The organism is Corallococcus sp. CA054B, assembly GCF_003611625.1.
In the GTDB taxonomy this organism is placed as follows: domain Bacteria; phylum Myxococcota; class Myxococcia; order Myxococcales; family Myxococcaceae; genus Corallococcus; species Corallococcus coralloides.
Window position 1 is genome coordinate 56,142 of sequence record NZ_RAVY01000005.1, and the last position, 24,804, is coordinate 80,945.

Annotated in this window: 27 protein-coding genes; 17 read left to right on the forward strand and 10 right to left on the reverse strand. The window is 68.5% G+C overall.

Annotated elements, in window-relative coordinates:
* Window positions 1-32 precede the first annotated feature (32 nt).
* On the reverse strand, window positions 33-926 hold the full coding sequence (locus tag D7V80_RS02360) for a LysR family transcriptional regulator (RefSeq protein WP_199738340.1): 894 nt from the start codon (window positions 924-926) through the stop codon (window positions 33-35).
* A 106-nt stretch (window positions 927-1,032) separates the two neighbouring features.
* On the opposite strand from D7V80_RS02360, the gene D7V80_RS02365 reads away from it, so the two are divergent.
* From D7V80_RS02365 to D7V80_RS02395, 7 genes are all read left to right on the forward strand, one after another.
* Entirely contained in the window at window positions 1,033-1,638 is a 606-nt protein-coding gene (locus D7V80_RS02365) for a glutathione S-transferase family protein (RefSeq protein WP_120586595.1), read from the forward strand.
* A 100-nt stretch (window positions 1,639-1,738) separates the two neighbouring features.
* Window positions 1,739-2,077: a helix-turn-helix transcriptional regulator gene (locus D7V80_RS02370; protein WP_120586596.1), complete on the forward strand. Its 339-nt coding sequence runs from the start codon at window positions 1,739-1,741 to the stop codon at window positions 2,075-2,077.
* Window positions 2,074-2,640 (forward strand): SRPBCC family protein, encoded by a 567-nt coding sequence (locus tag D7V80_RS02375; RefSeq protein WP_120586597.1) that lies wholly within the window; start codon window positions 2,074-2,076, stop codon window positions 2,638-2,640. The genes D7V80_RS02370 and D7V80_RS02375 overlap by 4 nt, the downstream gene beginning before the upstream one ends.
* A gap of 11 nt (window positions 2,641-2,651) precedes the next feature.
* Complete coding sequence (locus D7V80_RS02380) at window positions 2,652-3,089, forward strand: DoxX family protein (protein ID WP_120586635.1); 438 nt, start codon at window positions 2,652-2,654, stop codon at window positions 3,087-3,089.
* A complete protein-coding gene (locus tag D7V80_RS02385; protein WP_120586598.1) occupies window positions 3,082-3,522 on the forward strand; it encodes a DUF1801 domain-containing protein in 441 nt (146 codons plus the stop codon). Before D7V80_RS02380 ends, D7V80_RS02385 begins: the two co-directional genes overlap by 8 nt.
* A 51-nt stretch (window positions 3,523-3,573) precedes the next feature.
* A complete protein-coding gene (locus D7V80_RS02390) occupies window positions 3,574-4,068 on the forward strand; it encodes a hypothetical protein (protein WP_120586599.1) in 495 nt (164 codons plus the stop codon).
* Window positions 4,069-4,079: 11 nt separating this feature from the next.
* Window positions 4,080-4,526 carry a hypothetical protein gene (locus D7V80_RS02395; protein WP_120586600.1) on the forward strand — a complete coding sequence of 149 codons (447 nt, stop codon included), beginning with the start codon at window positions 4,080-4,082 and terminating at the stop codon, window positions 4,524-4,526.
* Between the two features lie 15 nt (window positions 4,527-4,541).
* Here D7V80_RS02395 and D7V80_RS02400 read toward each other — a convergent pair whose 3' ends face one another.
* Window positions 4,542-5,303 carry an SDR family oxidoreductase gene (locus D7V80_RS02400; RefSeq protein WP_120586601.1) on the reverse strand — a complete coding sequence of 254 codons (762 nt, stop codon included), beginning with the start codon at window positions 5,301-5,303 and terminating at the stop codon, window positions 4,542-4,544.
* Window positions 5,304-5,412: 109 nt separating this feature from the next.
* Between D7V80_RS02400 and D7V80_RS02405 the strand changes: the two genes are divergently transcribed.
* Window positions 5,413-6,180, forward strand: coding sequence for a helix-turn-helix domain-containing protein (locus D7V80_RS02405; RefSeq protein ID WP_120586602.1), 768 nt, complete (start codon window positions 5,413-5,415; stop codon window positions 6,178-6,180).
* Between the two features lie 22 nt (window positions 6,181-6,202).
* Here D7V80_RS02405 and D7V80_RS02410 read toward each other — a convergent pair whose 3' ends face one another.
* The 3 genes from D7V80_RS02410 to D7V80_RS43395 form a co-directional block, all read right to left on the reverse strand.
* Entirely contained in the window at window positions 6,203-7,633 is a 1,431-nt protein-coding gene (locus D7V80_RS02410; protein WP_233585079.1) for an SH3 domain-containing protein, read from the reverse strand.
* 63 nt (window positions 7,634-7,696) lie between these two features.
* On the reverse strand, window positions 7,697-8,596 hold the full coding sequence (locus D7V80_RS02415) for a GNAT family N-acetyltransferase (RefSeq protein ID WP_120586604.1): 900 nt from the start codon (window positions 8,594-8,596) through the stop codon (window positions 7,697-7,699).
* A gap of 260 nt (window positions 8,597-8,856) precedes the next feature.
* The gene (locus tag D7V80_RS43395) at window positions 8,857-8,991 is read right to left on the reverse strand and encodes a hypothetical protein (protein ID WP_255417608.1); all 135 of its coding nucleotides are present in this window, start codon (window positions 8,989-8,991) and stop codon (window positions 8,857-8,859) included.
* A gap of 313 nt (window positions 8,992-9,304) precedes the next feature.
* Here D7V80_RS43395 and D7V80_RS02420 point away from each other — a divergent pair, with 313 nt between their 5' ends.
* The gene (locus D7V80_RS02420) at window positions 9,305-10,477 is read left to right on the forward strand and encodes a hypothetical protein (protein WP_120586605.1); all 1,173 of its coding nucleotides are present in this window, start codon (window positions 9,305-9,307) and stop codon (window positions 10,475-10,477) included.
* 100 nt (window positions 10,478-10,577) lie between these two features.
* Complete coding sequence (locus D7V80_RS02425) at window positions 10,578-11,132, forward strand: hypothetical protein (RefSeq protein ID WP_120586606.1); 555 nt, start codon at window positions 10,578-10,580, stop codon at window positions 11,130-11,132.
* A 224-nt stretch (window positions 11,133-11,356) separates the two neighbouring features.
* Here D7V80_RS02425 and D7V80_RS02430 read toward each other — a convergent pair whose 3' ends face one another.
* The gene (locus D7V80_RS02430) at window positions 11,357-11,791 is read right to left on the reverse strand and encodes a hypothetical protein (protein WP_233585080.1); all 435 of its coding nucleotides are present in this window, start codon (window positions 11,789-11,791) and stop codon (window positions 11,357-11,359) included.
* Window positions 11,792-12,471: 680 nt separating this feature from the next.
* Between D7V80_RS02430 and D7V80_RS02440 the strand changes: the two genes are divergently transcribed.
* Window positions 12,472-13,494, forward strand: a complete 1,023-nt coding sequence (locus D7V80_RS02440) for a deoxyhypusine synthase family protein (RefSeq protein ID WP_120586608.1) — start codon at window positions 12,472-12,474, stop codon at window positions 13,492-13,494.
* Between the two features lie 67 nt (window positions 13,495-13,561).
* On the opposite strand, the gene D7V80_RS02445 is transcribed toward D7V80_RS02440, so the two are convergent.
* Complete coding sequence (locus tag D7V80_RS02445; protein WP_233585081.1) at window positions 13,562-14,830, reverse strand: SBBP repeat-containing protein; 1,269 nt, start codon at window positions 14,828-14,830, stop codon at window positions 13,562-13,564.
* Window positions 14,831-14,964: 134 nt separating this feature from the next.
* Window positions 14,965-15,879 carry an NmrA family NAD(P)-binding protein gene (locus tag D7V80_RS02450; RefSeq protein WP_120586609.1) on the reverse strand — a complete coding sequence of 305 codons (915 nt, stop codon included), beginning with the start codon at window positions 15,877-15,879 and terminating at the stop codon, window positions 14,965-14,967.
* 106 nt (window positions 15,880-15,985) lie between these two features.
* On the opposite strand from D7V80_RS02450, the gene D7V80_RS02455 reads away from it, so the two are divergent.
* Complete coding sequence (locus tag D7V80_RS02455) at window positions 15,986-16,537, forward strand: TetR/AcrR family transcriptional regulator (RefSeq protein ID WP_120586610.1); 552 nt, start codon at window positions 15,986-15,988, stop codon at window positions 16,535-16,537.
* 90 nt (window positions 16,538-16,627) lie between these two features.
* On the opposite strand, the gene D7V80_RS02460 is transcribed toward D7V80_RS02455, so the two are convergent.
* Window positions 16,628-19,441 (reverse strand): PQQ-dependent sugar dehydrogenase, encoded by a 2,814-nt coding sequence (locus D7V80_RS02460; RefSeq protein ID WP_233585082.1) that lies wholly within the window; start codon window positions 19,439-19,441, stop codon window positions 16,628-16,630.
* Between the two features lie 283 nt (window positions 19,442-19,724).
* On the opposite strand from D7V80_RS02460, the gene D7V80_RS02465 reads away from it, so the two are divergent.
* The 5 genes from D7V80_RS02465 (at window position 19,725) to D7V80_RS42480 (ending at window position 24,112) form a co-directional block, all read left to right on the forward strand.
* Window positions 19,725-21,521 carry a hypothetical protein gene (locus D7V80_RS02465; protein ID WP_120586612.1) on the forward strand — a complete coding sequence of 599 codons (1,797 nt, stop codon included), beginning with the start codon at window positions 19,725-19,727 and terminating at the stop codon, window positions 21,519-21,521.
* Window positions 21,522-21,540: 19 nt separating this feature from the next.
* Window positions 21,541-21,939 (forward strand): GFA family protein, encoded by a 399-nt coding sequence (locus tag D7V80_RS02470; protein ID WP_120586613.1) that lies wholly within the window; start codon window positions 21,541-21,543, stop codon window positions 21,937-21,939.
* 327 nt (window positions 21,940-22,266) lie between these two features.
* A complete protein-coding gene (locus tag D7V80_RS02475) occupies window positions 22,267-23,142 on the forward strand; it encodes a hypothetical protein (protein WP_120586614.1) in 876 nt (291 codons plus the stop codon).
* 3 nt (window positions 23,143-23,145) lie between these two features.
* Entirely contained in the window at window positions 23,146-23,721 is a 576-nt protein-coding gene (locus D7V80_RS02480) for a bifunctional 2-polyprenyl-6-hydroxyphenol methylase/3-demethylubiquinol 3-O-methyltransferase UbiG (protein WP_120586615.1), read from the forward strand.
* A 91-nt stretch (window positions 23,722-23,812) separates the two neighbouring features.
* Window positions 23,813-24,112 carry a hypothetical protein gene (locus tag D7V80_RS42480; RefSeq protein ID WP_233585083.1) on the forward strand — a complete coding sequence of 100 codons (300 nt, stop codon included), beginning with the start codon at window positions 23,813-23,815 and terminating at the stop codon, window positions 24,110-24,112.
* 38 nt (window positions 24,113-24,150) lie between these two features.
* On the opposite strand, the gene D7V80_RS02495 is transcribed toward D7V80_RS42480, so the two are convergent.
* Window positions 24,151-24,729: a TMEM175 family protein gene (locus D7V80_RS02495; RefSeq protein WP_120586616.1), complete on the reverse strand. Its 579-nt coding sequence runs from the start codon at window positions 24,727-24,729 to the stop codon at window positions 24,151-24,153.
* Between the last annotated feature and the right edge of the window lie 75 nt (window positions 24,730-24,804).

Consider the following 24,804-nt stretch of genomic DNA (forward strand, 5'->3'; position numbering starts at 1 on the left):
AGGCTCTTCCCGGACTCCCAGCTGGGGGAGCCCTACTTCCGCTTCCGGCCGCGGGGCTTCGACGGCGTCGGCTCGGCCAGCGTGGCCAGGGCATCCACGAAGAGCCGGACCTTGGGGGGAAGGTTCGACCGGCTGGGATAGACGACGTGGATGGGCCGCAGCATCGCCGGCTTGGGGCCGAAGAGGACCTTCAGCCGGCCGTCGCGGATGGCCTCCTGGCAGAGGATCTCCGGCACCCGCGCGATGCCGACCCCGGCGATGGCCGCCTCGCACGCGAGCTCGCTGTCATTCACCATCAGGACCGGATCGATGCGGGACTTCACGCCCTCGGCCTCCCACGTCTCGAACGCGCTGAAGCCAATGCAGCGCGCGGAGCCAAGCTCCCTGGCGTTCGGGATGCCGTGCTTCGACAGGAAGCGGGGGCTCGCCACGAAGCGGACCGCGCCCTCTCCCAGCTTTCGCGCCACGAGCGATGAATCATTGAGCGGACCGATGTGGATGGCGACGTCGAAGCCCTCTTCGATGAGGTGGACACGGCGGTCCGCCAGCACCAGCTCCACCCGCGCCTGGGGATAGCGGCCGAGGAACTTCGAGATGACGGGGGTGAGGTAGCGCCGGCCGTAGAGCACCGGCGAGGAGACCCGGATCAGACCGGTGGGATCCGCCTTGCCCTGCTGCACCTCGCTGTTCGCTTCCTCTATGAGCGCGGCGATGGCGGCGCAGCGCTCGGAGTACGTCACGCCGGCCCCTGTCACGCGCAGGCGCCGCGTGGTCCGTTCGAGGAGCCGCACGCCCAGCCGCTCCTCCAGATGGCGGATGCGCTCGCTGACGGTCTGCTTGGTGATGCCGAGCTTGAGCGCCGCGCGGGTGAAGCTCTCCTCGCGGACGACCGTCGCGAAGAGGAGCATGTCGGCCGGTGGAATCATGGCCGTCAAGATTAACCTGACAATGAGTTCGTCCGGGGCCGCATTGTCCGGGCGCTCCGGCGGCCTCATGGTGTGTGGCCTCACGCAACCCGCAGGAGTGCCACCCATGAAGCTCTATTTCGCTCCCCGGACCCGAGCGGTCCGTCCCCGCTGGCTGTTGGAGGAACTTGGCGTGCCCTATGAGCTGGTCAGGCTCGACCTTGCCCGGCAGGAGAACACCACCCCTGAGTACCTGGCGGTGCACCCGCTGGGAGACCTCCCCGCCCTGGTGGATGGGGACGTCACGCTGCTCGAGTCCCTGGCCATCTGTCTGCACCTGGCCGACCGGTTCCCGGAGAAGCAACTGGCGCCGCCGGTGGGGAGCAGGGAGCGCGGTCCGTATTACGGCTGGATGGCCTTCGCCGAGTTGAGCCTCGACCCCCTGGTGATGGAGTTCTACCGGGACGCGCAGTCACCAGGCGCGCGCGACGTCTCGGAAGGGGAGGTCGCGAAGCTCAGGACCCGGCTCACGGCTGCTCTCGACCTCATCCAGAGTGGACTCGGCGGCCGTGAGTGCCTCGTGGGGGAGGCCTTCACCGCCGCCGACGTGGTGATGGCTTCCATCCTCCACCTGGCGAACACGCTGATGCTGCTCGGCGGGCATCCGGAGCTGGTGGCGTACGTCCGGCGCCACTCTCAACGCCCCGCGGTGCGCAGGGCGGTTTCCGGGTGAGCCGCGACCAGTTCTTCGCCGGCTTATGGATGCAGCGCGTTCCTTGCCAGGAGTCGTATATGCCTTGACGGGCATATGACTTCGTGGGCATATACGGGGCATGGAATCATCGTTCGCGATCATCGCGGAGCCGAACCGCCGGGCCATCCTGAGCCTGCTGGCGGCGTCGGAGCACTCCGTCGGCGAAATCGAGCACCAGCTGCGGATGCCCCAGACGTCGGTGTCCAAGCACCTGCGCGTGCTGCGCGACGCCGGCTTCGTGGAGTCGCGCGTCGACGCTCAACGGCGCGTCTATCGCATCCGGCCCGAGCCGCTCATGGAGGTCGATGAATGGCTCGCGCCATTCCGGCGCTTCTGGACGGTCCATCTGGACGCGCTCGAACGCCATCTCGACCGGATGGATTCCGAACCCGAACCCAAGAAGGGAAAGAAGCGATGAGCCACCGTGCGAAGTACACACCGGGCCCCGCGGCCGGAGCCAGGGTCCAGAAGGAAGGCGAGAAGTGGACGCTCGTCCTCGTCCGGGACCTGCGTCATCCCCCGGCGAAGGTGTGGCAGGCGCTGACCGACCCCGCGCACCTGGCCGAATGGGCGCCGTTCGACGCGGACCGGAACATGGCCAGCGTGGGGCCGGTGAAGCTCTCCACGGTCGGTGCGCCGACGCCCATGGTCGCCGAGACCAGTGTGAAGCGGGCGGAAGCGCCGAAGCTGCTCGAGTACAGCTGGGGGCAGCAGGACCTGCGCTGGGAGCTGGAGCCGGCGGGCGCCAACGGCACCCGGCTCACGCTCTGGCACAACATCGACCGCGGCTTCATCGCGTGGGGCGCCTCGGGCTGGCACATCTGCTTCGACGTCCTCGAGCATCTCCTCTCGGGCGACCCGCTGGGCCGCATCGTGGGGCCCGATGCGATGCAGTACGACTGGCAGCGCTTGAACTCCGAGTACGCGGAGCAGTTCGGGGTCCAGAGTCCCACCTGGAAGGCCAACAACTCCAAGCAGTGAAGGAGCACACCATGGAATCGACCCTGCCGAAGCCGGCGCTCGTCGCCGCCAGGACGTCCCCCAAAGCCGTGACCATCACCTTCTGGATCGCCACCGCGCTCTTCTGCCTGGAGATGGGCTTCACCGCCTACGCGCAGTTGAACCTGAAGGACGCGGCGGATGGGTTCACCCGCCTCGGCTTCCCCGGCTACTTCCGCGTGGAGCTGGCGTGGGCCAAGGTCCTCGGATTGCTGGTGCTGGTCGCGCCGGTGCCGGAGCGGCTCAAGGAGTGGGCCTACGCCGGCTTCGCCATCAATCTCGTCTCGGCGCTCATCGCCCACTTCGCGATGGGAGATGGCCCGGAGGCGTGGGCCTTCGCGGCGTTCACCAGCGTGCTCTGGGTGCTCTCCTACGTCTCCTGGCGCAACCTGCGGTCCAATGCCCGCCCGCTGGAGGCCGTCCATGGGTAGCGGCAGCAGTGAGCAGGCCACTGGAGCTGCCGCTTCCCGGCTCATCGACCAGCGGCTCCTCGACCTGGGGGACTGGAGGGCGGAGACCCTGGCCCGCATGCGGGCACTCATCCTGGAGGCCGACTCCGAGATGACCGAGGAGTGGAAGTGGGCCACCCCGGTCTGGTCGCACCACGGGATTGTCTGCACCGGGGAGTCGTACAAGAAGGCCGTGAAGCTCACGTTCGCGAAGGGGGCCAGCGTCCCGGACCCCAAGGGCCTCTTCAATTCCAGCCTGGAGGGCAACACGCGACGGGCCATCGACATCCAGGAAGGGGAGACGGTCGACGCCCGCGCGTTCAAGGCGCTCGTGAAGGCCGCGGTGGCGATCAACCTGGAGAGCAAGAGCAAGCCGAAGGCCTCGCGGGCGAAGAGCAAGCCAACTCCGAAGTAACTGTGAGAGGCTGACCGGACGGCCGCATCACCCTCCGCAGGAGAGCATCCGATGCTTCGTCCCGCTGTCCGGAAGCCTTTCATCCCCTTGACCCTGGCCACCGTGCTGATGGCGCTCGGGGTCCTGCTCATCGCGCCGCCCGCCTGGGCGGAGAAGCCCGCGAAGCCCACGTCACGGCCCGCGGACCGGCACTACATCCGCAAGGTCGACCAGTCCTCCGTCGCCAAGGACAAGAACACCGTCATCGAGTCGCGGGTCGATGTCAGCCGGGACGTGAAGGACATCAACGACGGCAAGGCGAAGAAGGGCAGCGATTCGGGGGCCGTGACCTGGACGCTCAACGGGCGGACCTACGGAGCCCATGACAATGGTACGCTGTATCCCATCCGTGGCACCGGGTTCCATGAGCTGAACCGCTCGGCCTTCAAGGCATTGGGGGTCTACAACAAGTTCGACGACACCCCGCGCGCGAAGGAGATCCTGGACAAGATGGGCACGTCCCAGGGCGACAGGAAGGCCGCGCTCAAGGCGCACACCGCGGGTTGAGAGGGAGAGACATGCAGCCGGAAAGACAGGTTGTCGGATTCATCGCGCGGGGAGCCGTGGAGGGCGGGCGCCTCTTCGACAGCATCGGCCGCGCGCTCGGTCTGCCTCCCGAAGGTGTGGCGCGCTTCGACGTGGACGGCCCCTCGGATGCGGCGGTGCTCGTCGAAACCGCGCTCCGGTCCAAGGGGTTCCGCACGGATGTGACCCTCTACGTCGATGTCTCCCGCACCCGAGTGCCCTCGGGGTTCACGTCGGTGGAGGTGGCCACCCGGGTCGCGGCCCTGCTCGGCGAGGAAGTCCTCGTCTCGCCTCCCGCGGACGACCCGGCGGTCGCCACCTCCTGGTTCCTCGTCACGCCCGACGGGAAGCGCTTCCGCGCCGACGAAGCCTCTCCCGGCCAGGACGAGGACGAGGAGGACTCCGTCGAGATCGACCGGGCCTCCCTGCGCCCCCTGTAGCGGTGGGAGCCCGCGTCACCACGGGATGACGCCCTGGTCGTCCGAGTAGGTGCCCGTGGGCCCGTCCGGGCCGAGCAGCGCAAGGCGTACGGGTGCGCGCGCGGCCTGCTCGACGGTGCGGGTACCCTGGAAGTTGTTGAGGTCCGTGGCGGTGAAGCCCGGGCACACCGCGTTCACCTTGATGCGGGTCGCCTCCAGGTCCAGGGCGAAGGCGAGTGTGATTGCATTGAGGGCCGTCTTCGAGGACGAGTAGACGCCATACATCGCGCGGTACGGGTTCGCCGGGTTCGAGTTGTTCGTGAGCGAGCCGACGCCGCTCGAGACGTTGACGATGCGCCCCGCCGGAGCCTCCCGCAGGAGCGGGAGCATCGCTTGCGTGACGGCGATCACTCCGAACACGTTCGTCTCGAACACCGCGCGGAACTCGTCGAGCGGTGCGACGGTCGCACGGCCCGCCTTCGCGCGCTCCGCCAGCGGCTGGCCCGGCTTGGGCGCCTGTCTGCCCGAACGGGCGATGCCCGCGTTGTTCACGAGCACGTCCAGGCGACCCAGCTCCACGCGGATGTGCTCCGCCGCGGCAGCGATCGACTCCGCGTCCGTGACGTCGAGCGCGAGCGCACGGGCGTCACCGGCGATACTCCTTGCCGCTGCCTCGCCACGGGCGAGGTCACGTGAGCTGGCGAGCACCGTGAAGCCATGCGCGGCGAGGTCCCTGGCGATCCGCAGTCCGATTCCCTTGTTGGCCCCGGTGACGAGGGCGACTTGTTTGTCGTGCATGCCCGGGGAGATACGGGGGCAGGTGACACGCGCGCTTGGCGCTTCTTGGCGGAGATTTCGTGCCAAGAAACGCCAAGCCAGGGCCGCGGGAGCTCCTTAAACTGCGGGGATGTTCAACCTCGACGTGATCCCGGTCTCGGTCCCGGGCCTACGGGCCGTGCGCATGACGACCGACCTGCTTCGCGTCGGCATGAAGGAATTCCACGCGTCCATGCGCATCGAGCGCGGGCGCAGCGAGTGGTGGGGGCGTGGCCGGGTCTGGACTGGCGGGCCCGGCGCGATCCACCTGAAGCAGCCAGGCGACGTGCATCGCGACGTCGCGCACGATGGGACGATGACCTACCAGGCCGTCGTGCTGCCCGAGCGCGACATCGATCGCATCCGCCACGAGGGGAAGGTCGTCGCGCATCCCCACTTCAAGCTTGGCGACGAGCGGGGCCTTCCCTTCCAGCATCTCCACGATGCGGTCGCCGCGGGCGCGGATCGCCTCACGCTGGAGGTCGCGGTGGTCGAAGCCGTGGAGGCGTTCACGGTCTTGAGGGGCGCCACGCCGGACCACACGCGGCCGGTGCGACGGGCGATGGAGTATCTCCGCGAATGCCTGGGGGATGCCATCACGCTGGATGACCTCGCGGACCATGCCGGCTACGACAAGTTCCATCTCTGCCGCGCGTTCCGCGCCCAGGTGGGGATGCCGCCGCACGCGTACCTCACGCACCTGCGCATCGCGCGGGCGAAGGAGTTGCTCGAAAGCGGCCTTCGCGCGTCCGAGGTCGCGACGCGCGCCGGGTTCTATGACCAGAGCCAGCTGAACCGCCACTTCCGGCGCATCGTGGGCACGACGCCGGCACGGTACGCGAACACGCGCCAGTCGTAGCCGCGCTCGAAGGCGGCTGAGCCTATGGCCGGGTGACGTGCACCAGGCTCGTCATCGCGTCCACGTACAGGGTCGTGTCGTCGGCGTACAGCGGCAGCAGCGGGGTGACCGACACCTGGTTCAGCTTCGTCTTGCGGACCTGCTGTGTCTCCGGGTCCTTGAACACGGCGAAGGGAACATCCTGGATGACGTAGGGCTCGCCATCCACGTGGCCGATGATCATCAGCACATGGCCGGGGACGACGACCAGGTCGCCCACCTCCGCCTGCTCCAGCGCGCGCACCCGCTCTTCGTGTGAGTCCTTCGCCGTGAAGAGGCGGTGGTTCAGCGCCGCGCTCTTCCCCTGCATCCCGGAGTTGGGCGGCAAGAGCAGCCCCATGCTGCGGTACACCTCGCTGGTCAGGCCGCTGCAATCGCGTGCATTGAACTGGTGCCCCCAGCCGTAGCGCTCGCCGAGGAACTTGAAGGACTGGCGGAGGATGTTGGCGCGCGTCAGCGGCAGGTAGCCCGGCGCGGTGTCGGCGGTCCGGCGCAGCAGGGCGCTCCGGAAGGCCAGCGAGCCGTCCTCTTCGCGCACCGGCAGCCGCACCGGCCAGGATGCATAGCTGCTGGCGCCGTTGACGGGCTCGCCGGGCGCCACGTCGGCCCGCGGCAGCGCGACCCCCATGTCCAGTTCGAGCTCGGACACCCCCGGCGCTTCCGGCGTGAAGACCGTGCGCACCTGGTCCCCCGTGACGACGCGTCCGGGCGCCTTCGCCACGTAGGAGAACACCGCGTCCGCCGTGCCTTCCGCGATGTCGCGGCGCTGGACCCACGCGGGACCCTGCGTCGTCTGGACGAAGAGCCACTGCTGGTCCGCGCTCTGGTGCGCGATGACGACCGGCTCACCCGGGAACAGGACGCCGGCCTGGAGGCTTTCGTAGTCGCGTGAGTCCTCCGACGCGAAGAGCCGCCAGCTGGACGGCAGCGAGCGCAGGTGCGTGCGCCGCACGCTGAGGCCGTAGCGCGCGGCGGTGGCTTCGGGGATGTGCTCGGCCGCGGCGTTCCGGCGAAGCCCGTCGAGCATTGCCTCCGTCACCGGCCGGCCCTGTTCGTCGATGACCGCCTGGATGGGCGTCTGCTGCGCGGCCCTGACCCAGCCAGCGACCTGTGCCCGTGTCAGCGTGGCCGGGAGGCCCTTCAGGTCGAGCAGGCCGCCCTCCGGACCGAACGCGAGCTCGCGCTTCGCCGTCACCTGCTCGGCATCGAGCAGCACCGCATCAGGAGACGGCGCGCGGCGGATCCAGAACCCGGGCGTCAGCATGTCTTCGCTGAACGCCGGCACCCCGGACGGAGACACCGCGAGCGCGGACGGCGCGGCGCAGGCGGTAAGGCTGGCCGCGGCCCCCATCACCGCGAGCCAGAGTGCCCGCATGCGCCGCGGATGAGGAGAGGGGAATGCCAGGCGGCTCATGGGGTCTGCTCCCGCTCGAGGGTCGGTTGCTCTCCTATCGGAAGAACGAACGCTCCGCGGGGGCTATTTCGCAGGGGGTTCGCTGTGGCCCAGGTTGCGGTCCACCACGGTGAAGCCAGCGGACTGATAGAGGGCGACGGACGCCGGGTTGTCCTCGAAGGCGTACACGATGGCGCGCCGGGCGCCCATCCCGCGCATGCGTCCCAGCCCCTCGTGCAGGAGCGCGCGCACGAGCCCGCGGCGCCGGTGCTCTGGGGCGCACGCGGTCGGTTCGAACTCGCCCACCGCGTTGCGCTCGTCGAACCAACCGAGCGCGCAGGCCGCGAGGCTGCCGTCGGGCGCCTCGGCGACGAGGTCCAACGCCGGCTGGTAGCGCGGCGCTTCCATGAGCCGCGCGTACACCTCCGTCGTCATCCGCTCGGTGCCGAAGCCGCGCCGGTGGACGAGGGCGCGGGCTGCGACTTCCTCGGGGCCTCGCACCGCGCGCACCCGGTAACCCGCGGGCAGCGGAGGCGGCGGGGGCGGCAATGCGTGGAGCGGCAGTTCGAGGTGCAGGTAGCACCCGCCCGGGGTGCGCAGGCAGCCCGACCGTTGCAGCGCCGCGAGCAGCGGACCGTTGCTCTCCAGCGCCCACAGGGTGGCCGGCGGCGCGGTGCTCCCGTGACGTGCGCGCACCCAGGGCAGCAGGTCCTGCACGAAGGCGTCCGCGTGCGTGAGTGGATGCACGAGCAGGTCCACGTCGCCGTTGCCGTAGGCCCACGCGAAGCCGGCGAGCTGCCCGGGCTCGGGCTCCCACAGGGCGATGTCCTCCCGCGGCCGCACCTGGGCATTGCGCAGCAGCCTCCAGGTCAGGTCCCCCACCGCGCACTCGACGTGGGGCCCGCGCTCCGCCCAGGCACTCGCCACGAGCTGCTCCATGGCTTCGAGGTCGGCCACATCGCGATAGGGGCGGAGGCTGGACATCCCTCCTCTCTACTCCGTTCGGGAACCCGGATGTCAGGGGGGGCCGGGCTCGCCGGCGCGGGGGACGGGGCGGAGCGCGCGGCGCGCAGCGTTCCCTGGTCGAGTCCTCCCGCCCGGGTGGGGAACGACTGGAAGCCTTCGCCACCGCGCGTCCACGTCCACGCGACGTCTCCCCCCGTGCCCTTGCGTGTGCAGACGCTCTTGGCCACGGTGAGCCGTCTGGTAGAGCGCCGGGCCGTCGGAGCTGCCGTCCACGGCATTCAGCTGGAGCTTCGCCCCACCCGGAGGTTCTCCAACTGGACCACCGCTTCGCACGCGTCCAGCTCCGCTGTCTCTTGTTCTGTGTCCCCGTCCTTCACGCGCTCTTCTGCTCCGTCGCAGTGGGTCAAGAGCATCAGTCTCGCCATCCACCCCGCGCTCCCGATGTCTGGCCAATACAAAGGCTGTACCAGCGAGATAGGGATTGGGCTGCCTTTGACGCGCCACTGCAAAAGTGGCGGGGTCCGGGATGCGAAGCGGGGGTGATGACTGCTGTCGTGGCCCTGGTGACGGCAGTCACCAGTCCTCGGGCTCTTTCTGGGACGTCGCATCCGCCAACCCCTTGGAATCACGGGCCCCACCGTTCGACCAGGGCCCGGCATGACGGGTGCAGTAGGGGGTGGCATCGCTGTCCTGCTCCCCCTTCGACGTACTCCCGAGGTTCCTGCCATGGCCCGTCGCATCGGTTCGTCCCTGTCCCGCTCCGCCACCCTCCCGACCTCCACGGCGTCCAAGCCCAAGCCGCCGGCGCGCGCGTCGACGCTCCCTGCCTCGACGACGGCCACGAAGCCCACGGCGACGACGGCCACGAAGCCCACGGCGACGACGCCCACGGCGACGACGGCCACGAAGCCCACGGCGACGACGCCCGCCGCGAACACGGCGACGCCGCCGAAGCACGCGGGGGCTCCCGAAGGACAGCCGTCCTACAGCCCGTGGTCGCTGAACTCAGGCACGGATGTGGCGGTGAGCGGCGGTGACAACAAGCTCACGGCGCCCGCGGCCGCGAAGCAGACCATGTTCATCGACAAGCCGGCCACGCCCTACCAGAAGGACACCTTCGGCGGTGGCCGGCTGAGCGGCAACATGGGGTCGATGCAGGCCTCCACCACCAGCCACAGCGGCGGTGGCGTGCACCACTACTCGGCCCAGGCCGAAGTGCAGGGTCCCAACGCCTCCTTCGACTGGCAGAAGTCGCACTCGGGCCGGATGGGCGTGTCGAGCGCGCAGGTCACCGGCGAGGCCAACTCCTTCAAGGCGCAGGCCCAGGCCGGTGTGTCGGCCGACACGGGCTCGCACGCCTACACGGCCGCGCTGACGGCCAAGGCGGAGACGGGCGTGGGCGTCACGGCGAGCGCGAGCCACGACTTCAACCGGCACGTGGGCGGCTACGTGAAGGGTGAGGCGAAGGCCTCCGCCTCCGCCTTCGCCGAGGGCGTGGCCACCATCGACCCGAGGACGGCCACGGCGATGGTCTCCGGCCAGGTGGGCGCGGGCGCCACGGCGGGCGTGTACGGCACGGCGGGCGGGCACCTGGGCCGGGTGCACGGCTCGGTCACCGCGGGCGCGGTGGCGGGCGCGTCGGCCCAGGCGGGCGGCAAGTTCGGCCTGGAGAATGGCTTCCTCAAGCAGTCCGCGGATGTGAGCACCGCCCTGGGCGTGGGCACCCACGTGAAGTCGGACGTGGCGGTCGACCTGCGTCACCACATCAAGCCGGGCATCGCCTCGGGCCTGCGTCCGGGCCTCGGCGCCGCGATGGGCGTGCCCGCGCCCGCGATCGCCATCGAGCCGGAGAAGTCGGGCATCGAGAAGCTCTTCGCCAAGGCCTTCGGCAAGGAGTGATGCGCGGGGGCATACCCTCCGTCCGGGTGTTCCTTCCTGGTGTCGTCATGGGTCCGCTCGTAGGTTGCGCTCCCCTGTTGCTTCGAGCGCTGCCCATCCCATGACGACGTCCATTCTTCGAACCCTCCTCAGCGGTGCATTCGTGCTCCAGGCGCTCTCCGCCTGTGCCACGGGCCCGCAGCGCCACGAACAGCCGCCGCATGCCGTCCCTGCCGCGGCGGAACTGACCGAGGCCCTGAAGCCCTTTTCCTTCCTGCTGGGGACCTGGGACGCGGAGGGCGGCGGTACGCCCGGTGCGTCCGCCGGAACCTTCACGTTCCAACCAGACGTGCAGGGACATGTGCTGATCCGCCGGAACGAATCCGTCACGCCGGGCGGGCGGCACGAGGACCTGATGGTCCTCCATCCGGGAGCGCAGGGGACGGTGCGTGCGAGCTACTTCGACAACGAAGGGCACGTCATTCATTACGCAGCCCGCGCGGAGAGCTCTCCGGCGAGCGCTGAGTTCGTCACCGACGAGGCGTCTGGCACGCCCCGGTTCCGCCTGTCGTATCTGCTGAACCCAGACGGAACGCTCAACGTCAGGTTCGAGATCGCCCCTCCCGGCGGTGCCGACTTCCGGACCTACCTCCAGGGAACCGCCCGGCGCAGATAGGCATTGCAGGGGGCTCTTGAAAGACAGCCAGCCCAAAGGGAGAGGCCAGGATGGGAGTCAGCAGCGCCCCGGCGGCGGTGCGCCAGCAGGGCCGTCATACCGGGAGAGCTCCTTGGGAAAGTCATGGAGCGACAGCGGGAGCGAATCCGCGAAGTCCTCCTGCTTGAGCTGCCGAGGGCCTTGCGGTGCCGGGAGGAACGGGGCCGTTTCAGGAACGCTCGGCTTCATGCCGCGGCGGATGACACCCGCGCGGTGGCCCAGGCTGCCGCGAGGATGCCTGTCGCCGCGTACCACCCCAGGATGAGGCCCGCCCCGGCCCCCATCACCGGCACCGGGAAGTTGCCCAACGTCGTCACGCCAAGAGTCGCGGCGATGTAGACGACGAGACTGGCGGGAAGGGCCCATTCCTGGCCTCCGCTCGCCCGCGCGCGTTCGGATGGTGGAAGCGTGGAGGCGTACGGGCCCCAGCACCAGCCAGCGATGAACCCCGTCGAGTCCGAAAGGCGTCCCACCAGGGCCGCCACCCCAACACCCAGGGCCGCCGCCAGTGCGTTGACGGCGAACGCGGTGGCGGGCACGCCACTTCGCCGCGCGACGAAGGCGCCCAGGAGAATGGCGGGAAGGGGCAGCAGCGCGAACCACCGCGGCATGTGCGTCATGGACGCGCAGCGTACGCGGTCAGGCGCTGGACGTATCGAGCGCCCAGCGCCTGCTTCAAGTCGGGTCCAGCGACAGAGGGCTAGTTACAGGGCGCGCCGCAGGTGCCCGCTCCGCGGGCCTGACATGCCGCCGTGTTGATGCAGAACAAGCCATCACCCGTGCAGCACCCGAGCAACCGCGAGGACTCGTCCGTGGTCTCGTCCGGAACCGCGCTATTGGGCGCGGTCGAGACAAGCACGGCCTCGTCGTTCGCCACGACCTCGCTCGGGGCGAGCTGAGAAGAGGAGACAGCCATTCCCACCACGAAGGCAAAACTCAGGGCAACTCCGGAAACAAGCGTCCGCAGCATCTGATGCTCCTTGGGTTGAGAGGCGTTGGGGATGGTACTCCCAGTGCGTCCCGCAATCCAAGACGCTCTGGTGGGCAGTCGGGATGGTTGGGTATGGATGTATTTTGGTGGGCGCAACGAATGATGTCAGCGAGCGCACCCTGAACAGCGCCACATCATCCTGGCCATGTAGAAGCCGTAGCCGCGCGCCCCCTGCCGTGGTACCCAGCCGGCAGCCACTTGACGCTCCGATGGCGGTGCGACGTTCTGTCGCGACCGTAGGGTGTCCTCGGGTGGCATTCGCCGGCTGGCGCCTCCCGGGTCATGACCCCGTTGTCTCTGGAGGCCCCCATGTCCACGTCCGAACTGCCCGTCCTCGAGTTCATCCTCACGAACTACAAGAACTTCAACGCCCGCGCGACGCGCGACGCGCTCCTGTCCTACTGGGAGCATGTGTCGAGCGGTGGCCGGATGTTCTGGAGCGTCGCGGGCGCGATGTCGTCCGCGCAGCTCGGCATCACGCTCGCGCCCGCCATCCGCTCGGGCCTGATTCACGGCCTGTCCGTGACGGGCGCCAACCTGGAGGAGTCGCTCTTCCGGCTCGTCGCGCACACGGCGTACAAGGACTTCCCCGAGTACCGCTACTTCACCAAGCAGGATGACACGCGCATCCTCGATCAGCGGATGCGCCGGGTGACCGACACGAGCATCCCCGAGGACGAGGCGTTCCGGGCGGTGGAGAAGATCGTCGTCCCCATGTGGAAGAACGCCTCCGCGAAGGGCGAGCGCCGCTTCTGGCACGAGTACTTCTACGAACTCATCCAGGTGCTGGAGCCTGCCGCGTACGAAGGCGACCCGGAGGCCTGCTGGCTGATGGAGGCGGCGAAGCGCAAGCTGCCCATCGTCGTCCCGGGCTACGAGGACTCGACGTTCGGGAACATCTTCGCGTCCTACGTGAAGACGGGCGACTGCAACGCGAGCATCGCCAAGTCCGGCATCGAGTACATGGCCGACTTCTACGACCGCTACGAGGAGCTGTCCGCGGGCAAGGGCGTGGGCTTCTTCCAGATTGGCGGCGGCATCGCCGGTGACTTCCCCATCTGCGTCGTGCCGTCGACGAAGTACGACATGCAGAAGCCCGTGAAGTCGTGGGCCTACTTCTGCCAGATCAGCGACTCGACGACGTCCTACGGCTCGTACTCGGGCGCGACGCCCAACGAGAAGATCACCTGGGACAAGCTGACGGAGACGACGCCGATGTTCGTCATCGAGTCGGACGCCACCATCGTCGTCCCGCTGATGCTCCGCGCGCTGCTGGAGTGCCAGGGCAATCCGGACGCGGCGAACGCGCTCATCGCGAAGCACCGGCGCTAGTCACGCGCGAACCGCGGCAGGGCCCGGAACACGTTGGGCCCTGCCGGGGGTTCAGCGGAGACCTCGCTCAGAAGCGGACGAGGAAGGCGTCATTGCCGCCAGCGCTGGTGTTGCCGCCGAGGCTTCCAGCCGTCTGTCCGGCGACGTAGGCGTTGCCGGAGGCGTCCACGGCCACGCCGCGGGCGATGTCCTGGCGCGACGTGCCCAGGAGCCGGCTGCCCACCTTCGTGCCGAGCGCGTCGTAGCGGGTGAGGAAGGCATCGGAGCCGCCCGCGGACGGGATGCCGTCGAGCCCGGAGGTGTAGCCGACGACCTGCACGACGTTGTCCGGCGTGACGGCGACGCCGAACGCGTAGTCGGGCTGCTCGCCGCCGAGCATGCGGCTCCAGGCGCGGTTGCCGGCGCTGTCGTAGCGGGCGAGCAGCACGTCGACGGTGCCGTTGTTGGTGTTGCCATCCAGGCTGCCGAACGTCTCGCCAGCGAGATAGACGCCGCCGTCGGGACCCACGGCGACGCTCTTTGCGTCATCCAGGTCGCCCGCGTCAATCTGCCGGACCCACTGCTGGACGCCCAGGATGTTGAGCTTCAGCAGGAAGATGTCGCTGTTCCCCGACGAGGTGGTGCCGTCGAGGCTGCCGGAGGTGTTCCCGACGATGTAGACCTCGTGGCCAGACGTGACGGCGATGCCACGCGCCACGTCGCTCGCGGAGCTGCCGTACTGCTGGAGCCAGTACGGGTTGCCCGCCGTGTCGTAGAGCCCGGCGATGATGTCGTAGTGGTTGGGGTTGCCGCCGTTGGCGAAGCTGCCGCCGGTGTAACCGGTGAAGTAGAGGGTGTCGTCCGCGCCGACCGCGATGCCGGTGGCGAAGTCATCCATCTGCGTGCCGTTCTGGCGCAACCACAGACGGTTGCCGGCGGCGTCGTACTTGGCGATGAAGAAGTCGAAGCCGCCCGCATTGGTATAGAAATCGAAGCCGCCGTAGGTGGTGCCCGCGATGTACGCGTTGCCGTCCGCGTCGGTGGCCACGGCGGTGGCGCGGTCATTCCCGGTGGTGCCCAGCTGGCGGACCCACTGGAGGTTGCCGGCGGTGTCGTACCGGGCAATGAACGCGTCCTGACCGCCGACCTTCGGGTCGGCGCCGAGCTGGCTGGTCGTCTGACCCACCACGTAGACACTCGCGCCCGCCACGGCCACGGCGTTGGCCTGCTCATCCAGGTTGGCGCCGAGCTGCGCCACCCAGGACGGAGACGGAACCTGGGCCGCGGCGACAGAGGGGATGCCCGCGGCGCCGACGACGCCCGCGAACCCGAACATGCTCAAGAGAATGTGTTTCATCACGAACTCCATTTCTCAGTGGGGGGACAGCCGAGGCATCATGGGGGAGGTGTCTGATGCCACGGTATCCTTGCAAGACCACGAGAAACGGGCGCGCGGGAAGATGGGTAATTAAAGACACGCATGCGACCGTGTCAGGTCATCTCGCGACGCTGCCTTACCCAGGCCTCGAAGCTCATGGGCGAAAGGCCGTAGGAGCGCGCGATTTCGGGCCGTGCCAGCAGCGGGGCGACGTTCATGTACGTCATGCCTTGCGCCACGCCGGGATGCAGGCCGGCCGCGACGGCCTCTTCAATCGAGGAGGATTGGGCGACGTACTCCTTGCCGTCGACGCGCGAGAGGACCTCGGTGATTTGAGGAAGGGTGAGCACGTCACCCGCGAGCTCCAGCGTCACGCCATGGAACCTCGCGGGATCGTTGATCGCCGCCGCGGCCGCCTTGCCGATGTCCTCGGGGGCGATCAGCCCGATGGGCTTATCGGCCTTGACCACCGTGAGCAACCGGCGCCCGTCGACGAAGCCGGCGGGATCCAACATCGCGTGGTCCATGAAGGTGGCGGGCAGGATGACGGTCCAGTGCTTGAAGCCCGCGGTGCGGACCAGGTCGCACGTGGCCAGCTTGTTCTCCCAGTACTCCTCGTGGAACTTCCAGCGCCCCTCCGCCCAACCCTCGACGTCGCGGTGGGCGCCGACGCCGGACGTCGCGGTGTGCACGAACGTCTCGACGCCCTCGGCGAGCGCGGCCTCGACGAGGTTCCTTCCTTGCTGGCGCTCCTTGCTGAAGTCGACGCCGGTCGCGGAGACGATGGGGGACTGCATCGAGAAGACCGCCCGCGTCCCGGCGCAGGCGGCGCGCAACGACGCCGGATCGTCCAGGTCCCCGACGACCACCTCCGCGCCCGCCGCCGCGAGGGCCCTGGCGTTCGCCGCCTCCGGGTTGCGCACCAGGACGCGCACCTTTGTGCGGCCCTCGGCCAGCAATGCCCGGGCGGTGGCGCCACCCTGGCGTCCTGTGGCGGCGGTGACGAGAACGGCTTCGCTGCGGCTCATCGGAGGCTCCTTCGTAAGTGGGGGACCCCACCGTTTATTATCGTGGTTAAATACGGAGGGGGCCCCCGTTTGTCAAAGAGAAGGGTCTTGTGACGAGGAGTGCGCCGTGGAGCAGGTGAAGCGGTTGCGCGCGGATGGCCGCCGCAACCGGGAGCGGATTGTGGAGGTCGCCGCGGAGCTGGTCGCCAGGGAGGGCGCGCAGGTGTCGCTCGAGGAGATCGCCCGGCAGGCAGGGGTGGGCTCGGCGACCCTGCACCGGCACTTCCCGTCGCGGCAGGCGCTGCTGGAGGTGGTGTTCCGGGATGGCGTCGCGCAGCTCTGTGAGCGGGCCGCCGCGCAGCCGGGCAAGGCGCCCGCCGATGAGCTGGCGGAATGGCTGGAGGAGGTGACGGTCTACACCGCGACCCACCGCGGGCTCGCCGCCGCGCTGCTGGCCGGCCCGGAGGGGCTCTCCGCCGAAGACATCTGCTGCACCGACCTGGTGCTCAATGTGGTGAAGGTGCTGGTGGCGCGGGCGTCAGCCGTGGGTGCGCTTCACGCGGGCGCCACCGCGGAGGACCTGCTGAAGCTTGCGAACGCGATCGCCGTCGCGAACGAGAACGATCCAGTCACCGCGCGCCGGGTGCTGCGACTCGCGCTCACCGGCATCCGGCGCTGAGCGCCTTTCAAGTGAGCGGGTCCCCAGGGAGCAGGCGAACCCAGGCCCCCAGCACGAAGCCCGAAGGCGGTGCTGGAGGCCTGGTTGGGCCTACTGGGGGCAGGTCGCGGGTTCGAGGTAGAAGGCTTCCCACGAGGTGGCGTCGGCGGGATTGCAGATGCCCACGTTGCCGCCGTTGCCGCTCTGGATGGGAGCGCCGGGAGTGTTCTCCTTCCAGTTGCGCGCGGTGCCTGTCGTCGCTTCGAAGCCATAGCGATTGCGCCCGCCGAAGACGCCGCAGGCGTGGCGGGTGAACGCCTCCGCCGTGCCGAGCGAGGCATTCACGGTGAGCTGATCCGCGACCACCGCCAGGTACGCGCCGCTCGCTCCCTTGAGCTTGTACTTCGCGCCGCTGGTGACGAGTTCGAAGACCGCGCCACCGGCCTGCGTCGTGCCGAGGGCGGCCACCTTGCCCGTGCCGTCGACGGTAAGCCACTGGTCGGTGCGCTCGCTCTGGATGCGGAAGCAGCCCGCGCTACCGCTGGCCTCGGTCTGGCAGGTCGCATCGCAGCCATCGCCTGGCTGGGTGTTGCCATCGTCGCACTGCTCGCCGCTCTCGACCGCGCCGTTGCCGCACACGGGGCCGCTGCCGCTGCCCGGGCAGGCCACCGGTTCGAGGTAGAAGCCCTCCCAGGCACCGCCGTCGGCCGGATTGCAGGCGCCGCCATTGCCGCCGTCACCACTCTGGATGGGCCCGCCCGTCGTGGTTTCCTTCCAATGGGGCGCGCTCCCCACGGAGGCCCGGAAGCCGACGCGGGTGCGCCCACCGTAGCCGCAGGCCAGCTGGGTGAACGACTCCCCGCTGGTGAAGTTGGCGCCCATCGTGAGCTGGTTCGCCACCACCGTCAGGAACGCGTCCCCGGAGCCCTTGAGCTTGTACTGGGTGCCGTTCGGAACGAGCTGGAAGATCTGCCCGCCGGCCTGCGTCGTGCTGCCGGCGATGACCTTGCCCGCGGTGTCGACGGTGAGCCACTTGTCGCTGCGCTCGCTTTGAATCTGATAGCAGCTCCCGCCCGAGGTCTCGACGAACGAGGCGGTGTAGGTGGCCGCGCTGCCAGGCGTGATGAAGGTGTGTGATTGCGCGCCGCCGTCCGACCACGACGAGAACGCCCAGAACTTCCCATTCGCATACTGCGGCGACTCGACGCCCACGGAGCGGACGACACCGACCACGCCGGTCGTGTCGTGCGGCGCCGGGACCGGCCGCCCGTCCATCAGCACCTGAAGCCCGCTCGGCACGCTGGTCACCGTGAGGGGGACCGTGACCGGGTGGACGTCGCGATACGTCGTGTGGGTGAGGCCAATCGAGTCACGCACCGTCAGCCGTACGCGATACCAGACGTTGGCCGAGCTCTCGCCGATGTTCGGGATGGGCCAGCTCCCGCTCGCGATGCCGGTGGTGTCGGCCATGGCCGGGTGCGTGTGCGTGTCGTGGTGGAAGGTGATGTTCCAGGTCATGGCGCTCGGCGGCAGCGCGCCATCCTCCTGGTCGCTGGCCGAGCCGGAGAACGTCAGGTTCGTGGCCGCGATATAGGTCGCGCCCGTGGCCGGCGTGAGGATCGTGGCCACTGGCGGCTTGTTGGACGTCACCGTCAGCACGGCCTCGGTGCTGGTGGTTGAACCCAGCCCGTTGGTCACGACCACGCGGAAGCGCGCGCCGCTGTCGCCAAGCTGCGCGGCGGTCAGCTCATAGCCCGGCGAGGTCGCGCCGGGGATGTCCACGCCGTTGCGCTGCCACCGGTAGGTGAGAGGCGGTTCGCCGCTCGCGGACACCGTGAAGGTCGCCGGATAACCGACCGAGACCAACGTGCTCGCCGGTTGCTGCGCGATGCTCGGCGGCAGCGAGGCCGTATAGGCGATGCGGCCCACCTGGCCCGCGCCGCGCGCCAGGTAGTAGAGCGCGCCATCCGGCCCGACATCGAGGTCCACGGGCCCCGAGACGGCCGTCGCGAACAGCGAATGCGCACCGGTGTTCGGGTCGATGCGGGAGATCCAATTGTTGGTGTAGTCCGCGAAGAAGTACTGACCGACATACGCGCTGGGAAAGGCCGTGACGGGGGGATTGTAGAAGGCACCGCCCGCGATGCAGTTGCCGGCGGCCGTGCCAGCGCCATGCGGGTACGCGAAGAACGGCTGCGTGAGCTCCGGGCGGTTGGTGAAATAGCCTTCCGTCATCGGCCAGCCGTAGTTGGCACCGGCCTGGCCACGGTTGATCTCCTCCCAGCCGCCTTCGCCCACGTCGTTGATGAACAGGACTCCCGTGCCGGGTTGAACGTCGAAGGTGAACGGGTTGCGCAGCCCCATCGCCCAGGTCGCCTTCGCGAGCCCGGTGGCGGTCGCATAGAACGGGTTGTCCGTGGGGATGCTGCCGTCCGGGTTGAAGCGCAGCAGCTTGCCGAGCGGCGTGTTCAGGCTCTGCGAGTTGGAGGAGACCGCGTTCTCTCCGACCGAGACATAGAGCTTGCCGTCGAGTCCGAAGCGGACCGCGCCGCCGTTGTGGTTGGCGGCGTCGAGCGTCGGGAAGTCGGCGAGCACCAGCTCGCTTCCGGGAACCACCACATTGCCGTTGGCGGTGAAGCGGCTGACCCGGTTGTGGATGCTGCCGGCGACCGACGTGTAATAGACGTAGAGATAGTGGTTGTTGTCGAAGTTGGGATCGAACGCGACGCCCATCAGCCCACGCTCGTTGCCGGTATCCACGGCGAGCGTCATGAACGGAGTCGCCAGGAGCTGGCCGTTCACGACCACCCGCAGCGAGCCATTCTTCTCCGAGATGAACAGACGCCCGTCGGGCGCGAAGGTCATGGTGGTGGGGCCCTGGAGGCCGCTGACAAAGACCGAGTCGGCGAAGTTGGGCTCTTGCATGACCGCGGCTGCTCGCGCGACCTCCAGCTCCAGAGGCGGCTGCGTCGAGCAGCCCACGAGGAGAGAGAAGACCGCGCATACGACGAAGAGCGGAAGGGGAGACTCCGCTCGGACATTCGTTCCTGGCATCGCTGCTGCTCCCGGGCGCATGTAGGTAGGTATTCCTGCTTTTACACTGAAGACCTGTTCGGCTGGCGCTGATTCAGCCCTTCAGCAATGGATTCCCCCACTCATCGTCATAGATGCAGCGAATTTCGCGGCATGCCTCAGGGGGGAGGCTCACATGGACGGAATTTCTCGTTTCTCAGCGGCTCTGAATGGTGTCCGGACGTCTTCGGTCTCGGAGACGGCCTCGCAGCCAACGCCGTCCCAGGACTCCACCGCCGAGCGCACGCTGCGCGAGCTGTTCTCCCGCAGCAGCTTCGAGCCGCAGTCCCGCCCCGCGGCGACCTCGTCTTACAGGGCCCTGTCCCAGACCACGGCTCCTCCGGACGTGTCCAACCCGTCCGTCAGCGATTGGCAGGCCTGGTGCGAGCAATTCAGAGACAATGCCGAGGCCGAGCTCAACCGCAAGCGCGGCACGACCCTGCCGGACGCCGCCGCCGACCAGGTCCTGCATGGCTCCCGCTCGCCCATGTATCCCGCAGGCCGCTCCACCGTGGCCGGCAACGAGAACGTCCCCGCCTTCTTCCAGGACTTCCCCGCCACCGGCGAGCGGCAGATGCAGCTCTACACCTTCTGCCGTCCGCCTCCGGGCCAGTCCCTGAAACCCGAGGACCGCAACCAGTGGGTGTCCTTCGAGGTGCATGGCGACATCTGCAAGGCCTACTCGGACAACACCTTCACCCACGGCCGCCAGGGCACCAACTCGCTCCTGGGCTACCCCAACTCCGGCCTCGAGGACGGCGTGAAGGCCCGCCCGCCCTTCCTCGATGACCCGATGGTGAAGGCGTTCCGTGACGCCCGGGTCGCCGCCGGCAAGCCCGACATGGTGCCCTTCCAGGAGTTCCAGAACGGCTACCTCGTCGACCTTGGCGGCAAGGTGCAGGCCTTCTCCAAGGAGGGACAGCCCCTGGGCACCTCATGGCCCGGCGGGGACATGACCGCGACGACGACGCAGGGCCCAGGGGGCGTCCAGACGCCTACGGGCCCCTACGGCACCACGGGCCCGTTGAACGGGGACACGTCCTTCGGCAACGCGACGGTGCAGATGGGCACCTCCGCGAGTCATGGCGGCGCCGTCACCAGCCTCGTCTACGACGGCAAGGAGTACATCAACAACAAGGACCATGGCCGGCAGATGCAGGTGGCCTTCTCTCTGGACGGCTACGACGAGGCCCTGATGCCCACCGAGGCGGGAAGCCACCGGAACGGCGCGGACCCCATTTCCACGACGGAGGTGGTGGGCTACGGCGCGCAGCCCGGCCGCATGACCAGCTCCGTGCACCCCGCCTACTGGCTGGAGCCGGGAGAGGAGGCGGGCCCGTACAACAGCGTTCCCAAAGCCAAGAACACGACCCTGGTGTCCGAGGATGTCATCACCAAGGACATCACCGTCGGTGTGGGGGGACACGACAACGTCATCCAATACGACAGCCACATCCACCTCGCCGCCTCCCACGACAAGCTCTACGCCGAGGTCCCCACCACCTACGTCAACGGCGAGTTCGAGAGGCACTACCGCTTCGACCCGGCGACGGGCGAGTCGCGCGAGTACCCCCGGGTGCATTCGGAGCCCCCGAAGCCCCCTGAGGAGAGAAAGGGCTTCCCGGACGAGGGGGGCAACGTGCCGCTCATCGTCGCCACCGGTGATGGCAAGCATGCCATGGCCATCTGGTCTCCGGACGAGGCGCGGTCAGACCTCCAGTACCGCCTGCACCAGTTCGACCTCGGCAACCCCACGGACGATTGCACCAAGCTTGGCGTCACCTTCGGCATGTCGAAGGACGTGCCCGCTGACATCCAGACGCGGTCCTACGTCATCGTCGGCACCGTGGAGGAGGTGAAGGCCCGGCTCGCGGAGCTGTACAATCAGAACCCCACCGGCGTGGAGCGCAAGTGGCCGGAGGATGTTCGCTGACGTTGTGAGGAGGTCGTCCATGCATCGGGGTTCCTGCTTGTGCGGCGCGGTCCGCTTCACCGTGGAGGGCGAGCTGCCCGCCCCTGATGCCTGCCACTGCGGCAAGTGCCGCAAGCACTCGGGCCACTACTTCGTCTCGACCGACGTGCCGCGCTCGGCCGTCACGATCGAGGGCGCGGACAAGGTCGGCTGGTTCCAGTCGTCCGAGAAGGCGCGTCGCGGGTTCTGCTCCGTCTGCGGCTCGTCGCTGTTCTGGGATCCGCTCCAACGCGATTGGATTGGAATCGCGATGGGCGCCTTCGACACGCCGACCCACACCCGCATCGCGGTCCACATCTACATGGCCGACAAGGGCGACTACTACGACGTCGCGGATGGGGTGCGGCAGTTCGACACGATTCCTCCCAAGCCGGGGTGAGGGAAGACGGGGCAGGGGCCTCTGGGCTCAGCGCTCCTGTCCCCGCGTTTCACCCTTCGGCTCCTGGCTCCCAGCGGGCGGGGCCGGGCGTCCCCGCGCACGCTTTCTTGAAGTAGGGCAGGACGTGCTCCGCGCAGAGAGCAGCCGACTCCGCCAGCAGGTGGTGGTCTTCGTCCGTCAGGCTCCCGCCACGGCGAGTCGTGATCAGCCGGGGGGCTCGCTCTTTCGGTAGGATCGGCATGGTGCTTTCCTGAAGGTCCCATCGCTTTAGACCGGGGCAAGACGGATACACACATCCTCATCCCCTGAGCTCAAGGCTGGTGCGTCATGTCGACTCCCGGAGCGATCGCTGTGTACACGTCGGGCTCGGGAGTCCCCGAGCGCGTCTCCGAGCGGCCCTGGCGTGGGGTCTATCATCACTGGGATGGCTACCCGTCTGGCCTCGGGCAACACCTCATGGCGCGCGTGCAGCGCGCGCAGGGCGACATGCAGGCCGTGGTGCGCCAGCTCATCGATGAGGCCCCCTGGGGCTGGTCCCACTGCATGCCGGGGCCCAAGGCGCCGGAGGGCCAACGCCACTCGGAGGAGGGCGCCGGCCCACGGGTCACACCGGACGAGACCGGGGCCGTGGCCTACGTCTACGTCTTCGACCTGGAGGCGCGTCGGCTCGACGCGTTCTCGACATGCGTTGGGGACGACGGCGAACGCATCAGCTCCGTCGTCTTTTCGCCCACGGGCACGCCCGACCTGCCGGCGCTCGACCTCTTGCCCGAAGAGGCTGTCTCAGAGCCGCCCCTTCCCGGAAAAGAACTCTCACCCCAGGCGCTGAAAGACTGCCTCGACGGCCTGCCAGTGCTCAAGGCAGGCTCCTCCATCCTCCACTGGGTGACCACCGAGCAGCGTCCGGACGACGCACTCTCCATCACGCTCCGGGTGGTCACCTTTGAAGAGGAGGTGCTGACCAGCGTGGTGGAGCAGGAGTGGGATGCCGTGCCGCCCTCCGCGCGACTGGAGCCGGAGCGTGTCCGGCATTTCCTGGAGGCGCTCGTCGAGGTGGTGAGCGAGGATTCGAGGCGGCTCGATGCGTTCTGGATCTCCGCGCAGGACTCCCTGCGCCGTTCCGGGGCAAGGCAGCGTGGGAGCTTCGCGAAAATCCTGAGGGCGCACGCGGCCCGCGACTTCGGCTCCGATGAAGGGAGCTGACGCGTGCACGAGTACGACCTGATCGCGGACTGGTATGCGTCCCACCGCGCAGGCCCCATGGGCGTCCCGGAAGTGACAGCGCTCGCGGCCTCACTTCCAGCCGGCGCCTCGGTGCTGGACGTGGGCTGCGGCACGGGACTGCCGCTGACGCGGGTGCTGCTGGAGCACGGCTGCCAGGTGATGGGCGTGGACAGCTCCCGCGAGCTGCTGGCGCGCTTTCAAGCGAACTTCCCCCACGTCCCGGTGCGCTGTGCGCCCATCCAGTCGTGTGAGCTTCAGGAGCGGGCGTTCGACGCCGCGATCTCGTGGGGCGTCCTGTTCCACCTGCGCCACGAAGAGCAGGAACAGGCGATCGCCAACATCGCCAGGGCATTGAAACCGGGCGCCGCGTTCCTCTTCACCTCGGGTGACGCCCACAGCTCCATCGATGGCGCGCCGATGAATGGCGTGCCGTTCCGCTATCACTCGTACAGCGTCGACGGGTATCGCGACCTGCTGCGCGTGCACGGCCTCACGCTGGAAGCGACGCACACGGACCCAGGAGGGAACGTCTATTACCTGTCGCGCAAGACGGGATGAGGCGGCTTCTCGCCATCCGCGAGGGCGCGGCTTCGGGCAGAAGCTCCAGAAGTGGGACCAGTGCGACGAGAGCCTGAAGTCGTATGCGCACATGGCGGTGGCTTCCCTGGTGGGCTGCTCGTTCGGCGGCGTGGTGACGGCGGTCCGGCGCCCGATTGTCGGCGTCGATCGCGTGGCCCGGCTCCTGTCCCGCTTCCCCACGCTCGCGCCTGACGCTCGGATCTCGACCGCATGGATCAACGGAGCGCCCTCGCTCCGGGTCGACATCGCTGGCAACCTCGACACAGCGATCAGCGTCGTCGTCGAGAGCGGCCGGATCGCCCGGATCTATGCCATGCGCAACCCGCACAAGATGGGCCGACTCGGCGAGCAGGTGAAGCTGAGCCGGTAGCGGGCCTGGCTCGGCGGCCCTACTCCTTGAGACGGGGACTATCTTTCAGGCGCCGCCTTCTCAAAGCGGCGATCCGGCACGAGCCACATCATCGCGGCCAGCACATAGATGGCCTCGGAGAGATACCCGTTGATGAAGGCGCTGGCGATTCCGGCCAGGTAGAAGAGCGGTGAAATCCTGCCCTTGAGATCGCGCCCGACCGCCAGCGCCAGTGTCGACTTGCGGCCTTGCATCGCCACCAGGCGGGTTTGCAACAGCATCCAGGCGAAAGCGCACATCAGGAGCACGAAGCCGTAGAGCGCCAGCGGCATGGATGAGAAATGGTTTTCGCCCATCCAGCCGGTGGCGAAGGGAATCAGCGACAGCCAGAACAACAAGTGCAGGTTCGCCCACAGCACGCCGCCGGTGACATGGCTGATGGTGTGCAAGAGATGGTGGTGGTTGTTCCAGTAGATGCCGATGTAGACGAAGCTGAGCACATAGCTGAGGAAGACGGGGACCAGGGGCCGCAGGTCCGCCAGGTTGCTGCCGTGCGGTACCTTGAGCTCCAGCACCATGATGGTGATGATGATGGCGATGACGCCGTCGCTGAACGCTTCCAGCCGGTGCTTGTCCATGCTTCCCCCATGCACGCTTCGACTCCGCGGGCCCAGGATAGGCGGAATGGGGGGGCTCGCTCACCTGCCGGCGAG

Bases quoted from the DNA above. Each gene is read 5' to 3' on its own strand.
- D7V80_RS02395 (WP_120586600.1), top strand. From the start codon at position 4,080: ATGCAGCCGGAAAGACAGGTTGTCGGATTCATCGCGCGGGGAGCCGTG.
- D7V80_RS02390 (WP_120586599.1), top strand. From the start codon at position 3,574: ATGCTTCGTCCCGCTGTCCGGAAGCCTTTCATCCCCTTGACCCTGGCC.
- D7V80_RS02380 (WP_120586635.1), top strand. From the start codon at position 2,652: ATGGAATCGACCCTGCCGAAGCCGGCGCTCGTCGCCGCCAGGACGTCC.
- D7V80_RS02430 (WP_233585080.1), bottom strand. From the start codon at position 11,791: ATGACGCACATGCCGCGGTGGTTCGCGCTGCTGCCCCTTCCCGCCATT.
- D7V80_RS02400 (WP_120586601.1), bottom strand. From the start codon at position 5,303: ATGCACGACAAACAAGTCGCCCTCGTCACCGGGGCCAACAAGGGAATC.
- D7V80_RS02470 (WP_120586613.1), top strand. From the start codon at position 21,541: ATGCATCGGGGTTCCTGCTTGTGCGGCGCGGTCCGCTTCACCGTGGAG.
- D7V80_RS42480 (WP_233585083.1), top strand. From the start codon at position 23,813: ATGGCGGTGGCTTCCCTGGTGGGCTGCTCGTTCGGCGGCGTGGTGACG.
- D7V80_RS02420 (WP_120586605.1), top strand. From the start codon at position 9,305: ATGGCCCGTCGCATCGGTTCGTCCCTGTCCCGCTCCGCCACCCTCCCG.
- D7V80_RS02410 (WP_233585079.1), bottom strand. From the start codon at position 7,633: ATGAGCCGCCTGGCATTCCCCTCTCCTCATCCGCGGCGCATGCGGGCA.
- D7V80_RS43395 (WP_255417608.1), bottom strand. From the start codon at position 8,991: ATGCTCTTGACCCACTGCGACGGAGCAGAAGAGCGCGTGAAGGACGGG.
- D7V80_RS02370 (WP_120586596.1), top strand. From the start codon at position 1,739: ATGGAATCATCGTTCGCGATCATCGCGGAGCCGAACCGCCGGGCCATC.
- D7V80_RS02450 (WP_120586609.1), bottom strand. From the start codon at position 15,879: ATGAGCCGCAGCGAAGCCGTTCTCGTCACCGCCGCCACAGGACGCCAG.
- D7V80_RS02445 (WP_233585081.1), bottom strand. From the start codon at position 14,830: ATGAAACACATTCTCTTGAGCATGTTCGGGTTCGCGGGCGTCGTCGGC.
- D7V80_RS02475 (WP_120586614.1), top strand. From the start codon at position 22,267: ATGTCGACTCCCGGAGCGATCGCTGTGTACACGTCGGGCTCGGGAGTC.
- D7V80_RS02465 (WP_120586612.1), top strand. From the start codon at position 19,725: ATGGACGGAATTTCTCGTTTCTCAGCGGCTCTGAATGGTGTCCGGACG.
- D7V80_RS02415 (WP_120586604.1), bottom strand. From the start codon at position 8,596: ATGTCCAGCCTCCGCCCCTATCGCGATGTGGCCGACCTCGAAGCCATG.
- D7V80_RS02360 (WP_199738340.1), bottom strand. From the start codon at position 926: ATGATTCCACCGGCCGACATGCTCCTCTTCGCGACGGTCGTCCGCGAG.
- D7V80_RS02460 (WP_233585082.1), bottom strand. From the start codon at position 19,441: ATGCAAGAGCCCAACTTCGCCGACTCGGTCTTTGTCAGCGGCCTCCAG.
- D7V80_RS02405 (WP_120586602.1), top strand. From the start codon at position 5,413: ATGTTCAACCTCGACGTGATCCCGGTCTCGGTCCCGGGCCTACGGGCC.
- D7V80_RS02375 (WP_120586597.1), top strand. From the start codon at position 2,074: ATGAGCCACCGTGCGAAGTACACACCGGGCCCCGCGGCCGGAGCCAGG.
- D7V80_RS02365 (WP_120586595.1), top strand. From the start codon at position 1,033: ATGAAGCTCTATTTCGCTCCCCGGACCCGAGCGGTCCGTCCCCGCTGG.
- D7V80_RS02440 (WP_120586608.1), top strand. From the start codon at position 12,472: ATGTCCACGTCCGAACTGCCCGTCCTCGAGTTCATCCTCACGAACTAC.
- D7V80_RS02425 (WP_120586606.1), top strand. From the start codon at position 10,578: ATGACGACGTCCATTCTTCGAACCCTCCTCAGCGGTGCATTCGTGCTC.
- D7V80_RS02495 (WP_120586616.1), bottom strand. From the start codon at position 24,729: ATGGACAAGCACCGGCTGGAAGCGTTCAGCGACGGCGTCATCGCCATC.
- D7V80_RS02385 (WP_120586598.1), top strand. From the start codon at position 3,082: ATGGGTAGCGGCAGCAGTGAGCAGGCCACTGGAGCTGCCGCTTCCCGG.